5 protein-coding genes and 1 pseudogene are annotated in these 12,602 nt (G+C 77.1%); all 6 read right to left on the bottom strand.

Going from position 1 to position 12,602, the window contains the following annotated elements; all coding sequences use genetic code 11:
- On the bottom strand, positions 1 to 1,338 hold a 1,338-nt coding region (locus HYE82_RS26570), incomplete at its 3' end, for an SWIM zinc finger family protein (RefSeq protein WP_179176689.1).
- A complete protein-coding gene (locus HYE82_RS26565; protein ID WP_179176688.1) occupies positions 1,335 to 5,060 on the bottom strand; it encodes a DUF5682 family protein in 3,726 nt (1,241 codons plus the stop codon). The genes HYE82_RS26570 and HYE82_RS26565, both read right to left, overlap by 4 nt.
- The gene (locus tag HYE82_RS26560) at positions 5,057 to 6,220 is read right to left on the bottom strand and encodes an AAA family ATPase (protein ID WP_179176687.1); all 1,164 of its coding nucleotides are present in this window, start codon (positions 6,218 to 6,220) and stop codon (positions 5,057 to 5,059) included. The genes HYE82_RS26565 and HYE82_RS26560 overlap by 4 nt, the downstream gene beginning before the upstream one ends.
- Before the next feature lie 107 nt (positions 6,221 to 6,327).
- Entirely contained in the window at positions 6,328 to 11,277 is a 4,950-nt protein-coding gene (locus tag HYE82_RS26555; protein ID WP_179176685.1) for a DNA-binding protein, read from the bottom strand.
- On the bottom strand, positions 11,274 to 12,143 hold the full coding sequence (locus HYE82_RS26550) for a DUF4132 domain-containing protein (protein ID WP_179176686.1): 870 nt from the start codon (positions 12,141 to 12,143) through the stop codon (positions 11,274 to 11,276). The genes HYE82_RS26555 and HYE82_RS26550 overlap by 4 nt, the downstream gene beginning before the upstream one ends.
- Before the next feature lie 244 nt (positions 12,144 to 12,387).
- A pseudogene (locus HYE82_RS37355) lies at positions 12,388 to 12,602 on the bottom strand (hypothetical protein); the annotation flags it as partial.

Below are 12,602 nucleotides of genomic sequence, written 5' to 3'. Positions count from 1 at the left end.
CTCCGGGTGGGGGTGGGCGGCCCGCAGCCGCAGCAGCGGGGCCGGGGCCTGCCCGGTCCGGATCTCGCGGACCAGGAGGTCCTCTCCGGCCGCGCCGACGACCGTGACGTCGCAGCCCAGCAGTGCGGGACCGGCCGCGTCCGGGTCCGGGCCGGTGAGCTGTGCGGCCACGGCCTCGGCCGCCGGGCGGGCGAACAGCGCCGCGGCGGGTTCGCCGGTCCACCGGACGCCGGGCAGCGGGGTCGCCTGCACCCCGCGCCCTGCGCCGAGCCGGCCGTCGGGCGACACCGTGGCCCCGGCGATGCGCAGCCCCCCGCGCGCCAGGCCCGCGTGGTCGAGGACGGCGCCGCCGAGCGCCACCGAGGCGGATCCGGCGCCCTTGGCGCGGGCGAGACCGCCGGGGCGGACGTCGGAGACCGAGTAGCGGCCCCCGTCGGGGGCAAGGAGGTGGGTGACCACTCCCCCGTACCCGGTCGCGGACAGCACCGGCTCGCGGCACAGGCCGTGCACCCGCAGGCTGCCGCCCGGCCGGTAGGCGCGGCGGACGCTGCCGGCGAGGGCGGGGTCGGCCGCGCCGGAGGCCAGGGCGGCGGCGGTGTGGAGGAGTTCCCGGAAGGCGGCGGTGAGGTCGGCGAGCCGGTGGGTGCCGCTGCGCTCCCGCGCGGCGCGCAGGCCGCGTACGAGCCTCAGGGTGGCGGCCTCGGCGCGGGGCAGCCCGGCGAGGCGCGCGGTGTGGGCGGCGCGCAGCAGCTCGGCCTGGACGACCGCCCCGCCGGCCGTGACGCCCGCCGCGAGGGCCTCGGCGGCGGCCTGCCACAGCGCGGAGGCGGCGGCGGTCTGGGCAGGCGTCAGGGCGGCTTCCGCCGGTGCGGCGTCCTCCCGTACGGTCTGCTGCGCCGCGACGCCGGCCCGGGCCGCGGCTGCGGGCTGCGACGCCGGGTCCGCCGACGGCTCGGACTCGTCGCCGTCCCCGGACTCGGACGCGCCGTCCCCGGCCTCTGGCTCGGGCTCGGGCTCGGGCTGGGCGGCGTCGGCGAGCGGGGCCGCGCCGAGCACCGCGGCCCGGTGCAGACAGCGCGGCGCCAGCAGGCAGCTGCACACGGCCTGTCCCGCGTCGGTGACCGCGCCGCCGGGGCCGGGCCGCAGGGTCACGACGGCGTCCTCGCCGAAGCGGAAGCCGATGCTGCCGTCGTCGGCATGCTCCGCGGCCGGCGTACCGGCGGCGCAGCCCTCGATGGCTGCGTCGAGCTTCTTGCGCAGCCGGGCGGTGAGGCTCTCGACGGCTTCGGCGAGGACCTCGGGGGCGACGGGCGGCAGCGGCGTCGGGGCGGTGCTCAACGGGTTTCTCCACGGAGGCGGTCGCCCACCCAGCGGGCGAGGGCGAGCGGGCTGAGGGCGGCCACCGGCATGCCGGCGGCGACGAGCTGCCGGGCGACGGGCACCGAGTAGCGGGGAGTGCCGGCGTCGTCGAGCGCGGCGCAGCCGAGCAGGTGGGCGCCGGACGCGGCCAGCGCGCGCACCTCCCCGAGGAGTCCGCCGATCGGCCCGCCCTCCTCGAAGTCGCTGACCACGACGACGAGGGTGCGGCTCGGCACGGTGATGAGGGAGCGGGCGTGGGCCAGGCCCGCCGCGATGTGCGTGCCGCCGCCCACGCGGACCTCCAGCAGCAGCGACAGCGGGTCGTCGACCCGGTCGGTGAAGTCCACGACCTGCGTGGAGAACGCCAGGAAGTGCGTGGACAGGGTCGGGACACCGCCGAGGACGGCCGCGGTCAGCGCCGACCAGATGACCGAGGCCTCCATGGAGCCGGAGACGTCGACGACCAGGATCAGCCGCCAGTCGGCCTCGCGGCGGGCCCGGGTGCTGAACACCGGCCGCTCCGGGACGACGGCGAGGCTGCCGTCGTCGAGCCGTCGGGTGTGGGCGAGGTTGGCCCGCAGGGTGCGGTCCAGGTCGAGCCGGCCGCCGGGACGCCGGCTGGGGCGCGGGGTGTTGAGGCCGGACAGCGCCGGCCGCAGCCGGGTGGCCAGCTCCTTCGCGAGTTCGTCGACGAGGCGGCGCACCAGCGGGCGCAGCTTCGCGACCTGGGCTTCCGGCAGCCCGCCGGCGAGGGACAGCACCGAGCCGAGCAGTTCCACCGAGGGGCGTACGGCGGCCGGGTCGAGCTGGGCCAGCACGTCGGTGCGGCCCGAATCGGCGGCGGCCGCGAGCACCTCCTCCCGGACGTCCGTACCGAAGATCGCCTCCAGTTCCTCGGCCCATTCGCGGGCCGTGGGGAACGAGGCCTCCTGGCCGCCGCCGCTGCCGCCGCCGGCGTCCAGGTCGGCGGATCCCTCGCCGCGGCCCGCGCCGTACAGCTCGTCCAGGGCGTGCGCGTAGCGGCGGGCTCCGGCGGGCAGCCGGTCGCGCTGTCGGCCGAGGAGCAGCCTCCACCGGTCGGCGGAGGCGAGCCGCTGCGGTCCGGCGGCCGTCCCGGCTCCCGGTCCGGGGACGGTTCCGGTCCCGGGTGGGGGTGCGGGGGCCCCCGCCGAGTCCGGAGCCGCATCCGAATCCCGAGCCGGGGCGTCGTGCCCCGGTCGGGGCAGGGCCTTCAGCGCGGCGGCCCCGGCGGCGTCCGCGGCGGCCCACAGGGCGAGCAGGGCGGGCGGCGCGTCGAGGGAGAGGTCGACGCGGTCGCCGAGCCGCTCGGTGACGGTGGCCAGCAGCCGGTCGCGGGCGGCGGGGGCGATCGCGTCGAAGCCGCCGCGGAGGGCGGGGAGCCGGTCCAGGAAGTCCTGGTCGGTGAGCGAGTCGACCCGGTCGAGGACCGGGACCAGGGCAGCCGCGGAGGACTGCAGCAGCGGCCCGGCTGCGGACAGCAGGCCGCCCAGGCGGCGGGTCAGGGCGCGCCGGCCGTCCGGGGTGGCGGCGCCGTCGATCCAGCCGGCGGCGCGGTCGCCGAGTCCGGCGGCCGTGTCGAGGTCCAGCAGGACCCGTACGGCGTGCGCCGCGCCCTGTATGAGCGGGGAACCGTCGGCCGCGAGGCCTGCGAGGGCCTCGTCCATGCGCAGGCCGAGGTGCCGGGCGGCGGCCCGGTCGGCGAGGGCGACGAGGGCGCGCGCGTCGGCCGGGTCCTCGCTGCCGGCGAGGCCGGGCAGGGCGCGTACGGCGGCGTCGAGGATTTCGCCGGCCAGTGCGCCCGCGGTGGCGCGCACGGTGTCGGAGTCGACCGGGAAGTGCCCTCGGGAGAGCCCTTCCAGCAGGTCCATTGCCTCCAGCAGTTCGGGCAGGGCCGCGGTCTGCGGCAGGGTGGCGCCCGCCTCGTCGAGCCGTACGGCGACCAGCTCGGGCAGGTCGCAGCGGGCGGCGGCAGTCAGGCCGGCGAGGATCCCGGCGGGGATTGGGCCGCCGTCGGCGGCGGCCCGGCGGGCGCTGTCGCGCAGGGTGCCGGCGGCCGCCTGGGCGGCGGTGACGCCGCGTACCCCGGCGAGGTCGAGGCGGGCCGGGACGGAAGGGGTCCACTTCAGCCGCCACTTGGTGCCGAGGGCGGTGCCGTCGCCGGTGGCGGCCACGTCGAGCGGCTCTCCGTATCCGGCGCCGAGGACGGACAGCCGCTGCAGCAGGACCTCGCGGCGTCGGTCGAGCGGGGAGCGCAGCGGGTCGAGGCGGACCTCGCGGGAGGCGGGGTCCTCGGGGCCGGGCAGCCGCAGCTCGGCGAGTTCGGCCTCGACACCGGGGGCGAGTCCGGAGCGGGGGGCGCGCGGGGTGATGCGGCCCCGGCCGGCGCCGACGAGGACGGCTTCGAGGGCGCGGGCCAAGGCCCGGCCGCGGCCCAGCGGTTCGCCTTGGCCGAGGACGGTGGTGACGGCCTCCAGGAGTTCGCCGCGGCCGGGGGCGGGCAGGCCGCGCAGGACGGCCAGGTCGCAGGCCAGCCGCAGGGTCTCGGCGGCTTCCCCGGTGCCGGCGGTGTGGCCGGCCCGGCGCAGTTCCCGGCACAGGCCGGTGATGGCGGCGGAGGCCGCGGTCCGCAGCCGCGTCGGGTCGCCGCCGGCCTCCAGGACGGCCTGCTGCCACAGCGGGTCGCGGATGCCGGCGGGGTAGCCGGAGCGGGAGTCGAGCAGGTCGAAGGAGTAGGGCACGAACGAGGTGACGGCGGCGTCGTGGGCGGCCCGGGCCGCATCGGCGCCGCCCTCGGGGGCCGGGCACGGTGCAGCCTGGTCCGGGGCGGGACCGTCGGCGGCCGTGCCCGGGGCAGCCGGGCCCCGGGCGGCGCCGGAGCCGAGGAGGGCCGGGGCGTGGAAGGCGCCGATCACGGCGGCGACCCGTCGGCCCCCGGCAGCCGCGGCCTCGATGGCCTCGCGCATCCGGGCCTCGCGGGCCAGGTCCACCGCGGGGACGGCGGCGGCCGCGTCCTGGCGCAGCGCCCAGCCGACGCCGAGGGCCGCGCGGCGGACGGCTTCGGGCGTGCAGCCGGGGGCGAGCACCTCCACGGCGCGGTCCCACAGGTCGTCGCCGTCCCGGCCGGTGCCTGCCGCGCTGAGGGCGCCCGCGTACGAGCGCCCCCGCCGGCCGGAGCCGGGTCCCCGGGCGGGGTCCGCGGCAGGGGCCGCATCGGCGGGCGCGTCCGGAGCCGGCTCCGCAGCCGCATCGGGGGCGGCGGGCCCGCGCAGGGTCCAGCCGGGGTCGGACAGCGGCAGGTCGCAGCACAGCACCTCGGCGCCGTGCGCCCGCGCCCAGCGGATCGCGGCCAGTTCCGGGGAGAAGTCCGCGAAGGGGTAGAACGCCAGTCGGCCGTCGGGGCCGGTGCCGGCGAGGGCGACGGGGGCCTGTGTCTCCGGGTCCGCGAGGTGCTCCAGCCACGGCTGGAACTCGGCGGGCAGCTCGACGCAGACCACCTCGGCCCCGGAGGCGTCCAGCAGCGCCGGGACCACGGCGGCCAGGGCGGGACTGTGGTGGCGCACTCCCAGCAGGTACGGCGTCCGCGATGCGGCGAGCACTTCCACGGTGGCCCGCGGATCGGCGTCCGCATCCGGTACGGCGGCGGGCGCCGGGGCGCCCGCGGGCAGGGCGGTGGTGGTCATCGCAGGCTCCCGCGCAGGTCCCACAGGCGGCGCCACATGGCCGAGCCGTCCTCGGCGCGGCGGCGGACCGGTCCGTCCCAGTAGCCGAGCAGGCGGCCGTGGTCGGCGGGGTCGTCCTTGCGGACCACGCCCAGGAGGTGGCCGGGCAGCAGGTCCAGGACGTCACCGCCCGGCAGGTAGGCGGCGGCGACGCCCAGCGAGGTCGCCACCTGGACGGCCTCGGCGGTGGACATGACCGTACCGGGGCGTTCCACGTCCCATCCTTCGGCGGAGCGCCCGGAGCGCAGGTCCCGGAAGACGGTCACGAGCGCGTCGAGCACGGCGTCGTCCACGCCGAAGGCGGCGCCCGCACGCCGGACGGCCGCGACCGCCTGACGGCGGATCAGGGTGGCCTCGGCGTCGGCGTCGGCGATGGGGTCGACGGTCTCGAAGTTGAAGCGGCGCTTGAGGGCGGCGGACATCTCGGAGACGCCGCGGTCGCGCAGGTTGGCGGTGGCGATGACCGTGAAGCCGGGGGCGGCGCTGACCACCGCGTCCTCGGTGGCGGCGAGTTCGGGCACGCTGACCCGCCGGTCGGACAGGATGGACACGAGGGCGTCCTGGACCTCGGGCAGGCAGCGGGTGATCTCCTCGACCCGTACGACGCGCCCGGTCCGCATGGCGGAGAGGACCGGGGAGTCGACGAGTGCCTGCGGGGTGGGGCCCTGGGCGAGCAGCATGGCGTAGTTCCAGCCGTAGCGGAAGGCGTCCTCGGTGGTGCCTGCGGTGCCCTGCACGGTGAGGGCGCTGGTGCCGCAGACGGCGGCGGCGAGCAGTTCGGACAGCATCGACTTGGCGGTGCCGGGCTCGCCGGTGAGGAGGAGGCCGCGCTCGCCGGCGAGGGTGACGACGCAGCGTTCGACGAGGGCGCGCTCGCCGACGAACTTGGGGGCGATGGCCAGCTTGGCGGGCAGGCCCGCCCGCCGCTTCGGCAGGGCCAGCTCGGCGCCGTCGCTGCCGCAGACGAAGGTGACGACGGCGCGCGGGGTCAGCGCCCAGCCCGGCGGGCGGGGGCCGGTGTCCTGGGCGGCGAGGAAGGCGAGTTCGGTGGCGTATCGCTCTTCGGCGGGCAGCGTCTGGCGGGCCGGGGCGGCGGCAGCGTCTTCGGTGACGGTCGTCATGGGAGTCCTCGGAAACTCGAACAGGGGAAAGAAAAGGGAAGCAGGTACGAAGGAGTGGGGAGGGGCGGGCCGGCCGGCCCCGCGGGTGGGGCCGGCCGGCGGTGCCGTCAGCGGCGGCGGGTGCGGGTGCGCTTGACCTTCAGCTCCTCGAAGCGCGGTACGTCGCCCTCGGTGACCCGCTGCCAGGCCCTGCGGTAGAGGTCCGCGGCCGGTTCGGCCGGCACCAGGACGCGCAGGACAGGGCTGCCGCCGGGGGCGAGGCCCTCGTACATCGGCAGCTTCCACTGCTCGACGGGCAGGTTCGGGGAGGCCATGTCCGCCCAGGGGCCGGGGAGGAACAGGGTGCGTCCGGCCCGGGTTCGGGCGGCCGTGACCACCAGGTCGGTGGCGGCCAGTTCGGCGCGGGCGGCCTTGAGGCGGGCCGGCTTCCAGCCGGTCCACCGGGCCGTGTTCCGGTCGGTGGGATCGGGCATCGCCAGCAGCATCAGGTACAGCACCGCCGCATCCGCGCCCAGGCCGTACGCCGCCCGTACCTCGGCCACCAGCTCCGGCACCGACCGGCCCGGGTCCTGCGGCCACCACGTCCCGTCCTTGTCCGCCGTCCCCGCCGCCGGGGCACCCGGGTCGGCGAGGAGCGACGCGAACCGCGGCTCGTGGACGCAGCGCAGGGCGGTCTCGGCCGATGAGGGCTGCTGGTCGTCGCCGCGCAGGGCCGGCAGGTAGGGGTCGGAGCCGGTGGAGTCGAGCAGGGCGGTGCGCAGGGCCGGCCGCGGCCGGTCGTCGCCGGTGGCCATGACGACCGCGCCGTAGCGTTCGTGGCCCTCCGCGGTCTCGGTCGGGGTGCCGGCGGTCTTGCGGAAGTCGGGCAGGGAGGCGAAGTACCCGAGGTCGAGGAGGAGTCCGGGCGCGGCGAGCCGCTGTCGTACGGCGGTGAGCACCGGCGGCAGGGCGGCCCGCACGGGGTGGCCGGCGGGCAGCCGGTGGGCGAGCCAGGCGGTCACGGCGAGGGTGTCGGTGAGGACCGTCCTGGTGAACGGCTCTCCGCCCGGTGTGACGGGCTCCACCCGGTCGCCCCGGACCTTCCACTCCGTGTCGGTGCCGAGCGCCGGGGACGCCTCGGGGTCGAGGACGGCGGCGAGGGCCCGGTGCGTGGGCCAGGACGTGCGCACGGCGCGGGTGGTCTCGGCGAGCAGCCACTCGGGTACGGGGGTGCGGCGGCCCACGCGCCGGTTCCACAGCTCGGCGGCGGCGGCCACGTCCGGGCCGTCGGTCCACAGCCGGGCCGGGTCGGCGGGCAGGAGGGCCGCGACGAGGGACCGGCGCAGGTCGATGTCGAGGGCTTGGAGCTCGGTGCGGGCGTGCTTGGCGTCGGCGGCCTTCACCCCGAGGGCCGTGCGCAGTTCGGCGGGCAGGAAGTTGTGCTCGTGGCTGTCGATGTTCGGCAGGCCGGCGATCAGCAGCTTCGCCGCCGTGGCGGAGACGCCGGTCAGGCGCGCGAACTCGTCGGCGGCCTCGGGGCGCAGCGGTGCGGGGCCGTGTGCGGCGGCCTCGGTGAGGAAGGCGGTCAGCCAGCCGGGGCCGCGCTCGCGGTCGCCGACGGGGGCCTCGCCCCGCAGGGTGTAGGGGCCTGGGACGGTGAACCGGCCGGACGGGTCGTGGAACAGGGCCCCGAATTCGCCGCCTCCGCCGGGTACGGCCTCGCTGTGCTCGGTGAGGGCGAGGACGGCGCCGCCGCCGAGCGGGAGCAGGCTGCGGTGCGAGAAGCTGCGGCCCAGGCCGTCGGGGGTGCGCAGGTGGTGGTCGTCGAGGTGGACGACGACGCGGCGCCAGCGGTCGGCCGAGCCTGCGGCCGAGGCCAGGCCGAGGGCGTCGACGGTGCCGAGCAGCCCGCACAGGGCGGCCCGCTGCTCGTCGGTGGTGCCGGGTGCGACGGCGCGGTAGGCGACGGCGGCGGGGTGGTCGAGCATGGGCGTGAAGGGGAGCCTGGAGTACTCGAGCGCGGGCGTGTCGAAGTGGAGCCGGCCGGGTACCGCGGTGGCGCCGGTGTCGGCGATCCCGGCGGCGAGGCGGTGCAGGTACTGGTGGGCGACGTCGCGCTGGGCGCCCCAGTGGTAGTAGCCGGTGCCGATGACGCCGCGCAGGGCGTCCTCGACGAACTGGTCCGTGGGGCCTTCCGGTTCGCGGGTCGCGCCGGCGTCGGATGAGTCGAGGCGGGCGGCGATGCCGTCCAGGGCCTTCTGCTGGGTGAGGGCGAAGCGCAGGACCTCGATGATGCCGCCGAGCAGCTCGGGCGCGGTGATCTGCGGGAAGGCGGCGCTGACCAGGCCGGGCAGGTCGGACGCCTTCTCCGCGGCGGCGGCCGCCTTGAGCAGGGCGGCGACGGTGTCCCGGTCGGCGGCGCGCAGGGCGGCGGAGCCTTCGGGGTCGCGGGGGCGCAGGGCGTACCAGAAGGGCAGCGGCGGGAGGTCGATGCTGCCGGTGGCGAAGCCCGCGTTGCGGTGGTCGCCGCTGGTCTTCACGGTGACGACGCCGTCGGGGTCGGTGATGCTCAGCTCGCGCCAGCGGTGGGTGAGGGCGCGCGGCCGGTCGTCGCCGGGGAGGGCGAGGGCCGCGGCGGGCTTGTGGGCGTCCGCGGGGACGTGGACGGTGCGGCCGGCGGTGTCGCGGCCGTACCAGCCTTCGTCCTTGACGCGGACGGCGCACCAGCCGAGGAGGCCGTCGGCGGGCGTGCCGAGGGCGGATCCCTCGACGGTGGGCGCGGGCCGCAGCCAGGTGGAGTGGGCGGCGAAGCCGGTCCGCGAGGGGTGGGCGTTCAGCGTGTCGGTGAGGAAGGCCGGCTGGGAGAAGCGGCCGTGGCTGCCGTCGGCGGGGTTGTACTCGCACCAGCCGGCGGCCTTGTCCTGTTCGTGGCGCCGCCACACCCAGTACGAGGTGCCGTCGCACAGCAGGGACTGCTCGGGGGGCAGTTCGGTGTCCCCGACGTGGAGGACGCCGCCGCCTACGGTGCGGCCGCCGCCGGGCAGGGGCAGGCTGATCTCGTCGGAGCGCAGCGACCAGTGGTTGCGGTCCGTCTTGAGGGTGAAGACGTTCTGCGGGTCGGTGTGCCAGTAGCCCTGGACGTCGCTGCCCCAGGTGGACCAGAAGACGAGCAGCGCGCCGTCGACGTAGTGGAATCCGTACTGGTACGAGCTGCCGGTCGGCACGCGCAGGTCGTGGGTGAGCACGGTGGAGTCGGCGTCGATGACGCGGACCTGGATGCTGTTGGCGACGATCAGGTGGGGCCAGGCCTCGACGACGGTCAGGTTGTTGCGGTGCAGTGCCTTCCGGTCGGCGAGCTCGGTGAGTGCCTCCTCGAACGCGGGCCAGGCGTACTCCTCGAAGAGGCCTCCGCGCAGGGTGCGGGCGAGGATCGCGCCGAGGTCGGCGGCGGCCGCGTCGGCCACCTCCTCGCGGGCGAGTTCGAGGGCCTCGGCGGGCAGCCAGGTCAGCCGGCTGATGGCCTCGGGCAGCCCGGGCAGGCCCGCGGCCTTGGAGTTGCGGGCGACCTCCTGCATCCATTCGGTGAGCATCGGGCGGCCGCCGGGCGAGGCGGCGAGCCGGCGCATCACGTCGCCGCCGGAGCCCGCGTCGCCGAAGGAGTTGGCGGCGCGGCGGAACGCGGGCCGGAACCGCCGGTCGGCGGCGAGGGCGAGCAGGTCGCGGCGCTGGTCGGCGCGGGCCCAGTCGGCCACGTTCAGCTGGTTGTGGCGGTGGTGCGAGCGGGAGTCCTCTTCGGGGTCGGCGACCGGGATCCCGAGGGAGAGGAGCAGGTCGAGCAGGTCGACGTCCTGGACGCCGATGCGCAGGCCGGCCTCGCGGCCGGGCTCGGCGAGTTCGGTGCGCAGCCGGTCGGCGGCGCGGGTGACGAGGTCGAGGAGGGCGGGCGGGGTGGGGCGCTGCCTCCAGCCGCTGTGGCGGGCGGCGTGGTAGCGCTCCAGCCAGCCGGCGGCCCCGTCGGCGCAGCGCTGTTCGGCGGGCAGGCCGGTGTCGACGAGCCCCTCGGTGGCACCGGACTCCTCCAGGATCTCCAGCCACAGGTCGGACAGTTCGCCGTCGTTGCCGGGCGGCATCAGCTCGAGGAGGGTGCCCCGTACGGCCGGCTCGCGGTGCGCCAGGGCGATCAGGGCGGTGCGGTGCGCCTTCCACCAGCCGTACGCGGCGCGCAGGGTGGCGGGCAGCGGCAGCAGCTCGGCGAGGTACTCCTGCTCGGCCCGGCTGCCGGTCAGGCCGGCGGCCCGGGCGAGGCGGCGCAGCTCGGTCGCGGCCTGCGCGGACGGCGGCAGGCCGCCGGCGGTGCGGCGGACGCACAGGCGGCGGAAGCGGGTGTGGGCCTCGGCGGGGCTGACCCGGGCCGAGAGGTCCTTGGCGTAGCCGGTGAGGACCTTCACGGGGAGGGCGCCGACGAGGGCGAATTCGAGGAACACGGCGTCGAGGCGGTCCTCGTCGACCGTGAGGCCGTGCCGGGCCTCGGCGGTGCGGGCGCGGCCGAACAGCTGGGAGGCGTAGGCGGTGTTCTCGACGGCGAGGAAGAGGCGCGCGGCCTGCTCGTAGAAGACGGGCAGGAAGTGCGGTACGGCCGCGGCGAGCCGACCGGCCAACTCGTGGCAGGCGTCGAGGGCGGCCTTGGGCTTCGTCTTGGCCTGGCGGGCGACCCGGTCGAGTTCGGGGACGACGGCGAGGGCGTGGTGGCCGTCCTCGGGATGGTGGACGAGGACCCACTCGGGGAAGCCGAGGGCCTGGCGCTGGCCGAGGCCGACGACGGGCGGCTCGCCCTCGTCGGGGACGAGGCCGAGGAAGCCGGCGGCCAGGTCCTCGGCCGGGCCGAGTTCGGCGGCGGCGAGCCGGACGACGACGCGGCCGTCGGGGAGGGCGGGGTGGCGGTAGGTGCGGGCGGTCAGGTCGACCGCGGAGGGTCCGGCCCCGTCGGTGCCGACGGGCAGCACGGCGCCGGCCTTCAGGAGCAGTTCGGCCTCGGCCGCGCTGCCGGTCGCGGTCGTGTCGGTGGTCGTGGTGGTCATCGTGCGTCCTTGCCCTCTTCGATCTTGCGTCCGGCGTACAGTGCGGCGGCCATGCGCATGCCCTCGGACCAGGCGACCGGTCCCACCTCGGTCAGGCGCACGGCCCGGCCGTCCTCGTCGTGCCAGCTCAGCGCGCCGGTGGTGGCCTCGTCCTCGTAGTAGGGCTCGCCGATCCAGACGGCGGCCTCGGCGGCCCGGCCGGTGTCGCGGACCGCGCAGGTGGCGTAGCCGCCGGAGACGCGGTAGCCGAGGCCGGTGGCGCGGGCGGCCAGGCCGAACCGGTTGGGGAAGACACCGCCCGCGTAGTCCCGCACCTCGGTGTCCTTGGCGGCGAGCCCCTCGGGCTTGAGCCAGGTCGCCCGGTGTATCTGCTCGACGCGCTGCACGATGCCGAGTTCGGCCGCGAAGTCCCGTACGTCGTCCAGGTCGGGCAGCAGCACGGGGTGGGGCAGGGTCACGGTGCGCGGGGAGAGCCGCACGGTCTCGCCGTCGAGGTTGACCACCTTCAGCTCGCCGGAGGCGGTGGCGTCGCGCAGGAAGCCCACCTCGTCCGGGTCGTCGCCGACGACGGCGAGGTCGCGCAGTGCGTTCTGCCAGGCCTCGTCCGGCCAGACCCGGGCGAGCAGTGCGGTGGGCACGGGCAGGGAGGACACCATCCAGGTGTCCACCTGGGCGATGCAGGCCGCCTCGTGCCGGTCGAGCCATTCGGCGAGCCGGCGCAGCCGGTCCACCTCGGGGTGGTCCCGCAGGGCCCTGGGCAGTGATTTCAGCTGCCGTCCCGCCGTGCGCCCGGTGGTGGACCGCGCCGCCACCTTTCCTTCCACGAGGGCGATCTCGTATCCCTCGCCCGCCGCCAGCCAAGCCATGTGCCTCGCGCCTTTCCGCCTGCCCGATCCGATTCCGCGCAGCGTCGGGCACGGCTGAAAAGCCCCCCTGAGCTGCGGTATGCGGGGAGATTAGCGAGAGCCACTGACAACGGCCCCCCAGGGGGCCCGCATCGGGGACCGGGGGCTCTTGCGGGGGTCCCTGCTCTGGGCTGAATGTCCGTTTCTGGCTACTGTTTTCAAGACACTGTGCCAACCGGATTCTTGGGGTGGGGTTCATGGGACGTCACATACGTGTGGTGCGGGGCGCGGTGCTCGCGGCTTCGCTGCTGCTGGCCGCGACGGGCTGTGCGGCGGACGGCACGGACGGGCCGGGTCCCCGGGCTTCCGCGCCCCCGTCACCGGCCGGTTCGCCGCCACCCCCGCAGACATCGGCGCCTTCGCCTGCGGCACCGTCGGCGACGCCGTCGGCCGGCGACGGGAAGGCGGGTGGTGGGAAGG

It is taken from the genome of Streptomyces sp. BR123 (assembly GCF_013401435.1).
Taxonomy (GTDB): Bacteria; Actinomycetota; Actinomycetes; order Streptomycetales; family Streptomycetaceae; genus Streptomyces.
The sequence above is the reverse complement of the archived record's forward strand: the minus strand, read 5'-3'. Positions and strand labels throughout refer to the sequence as shown.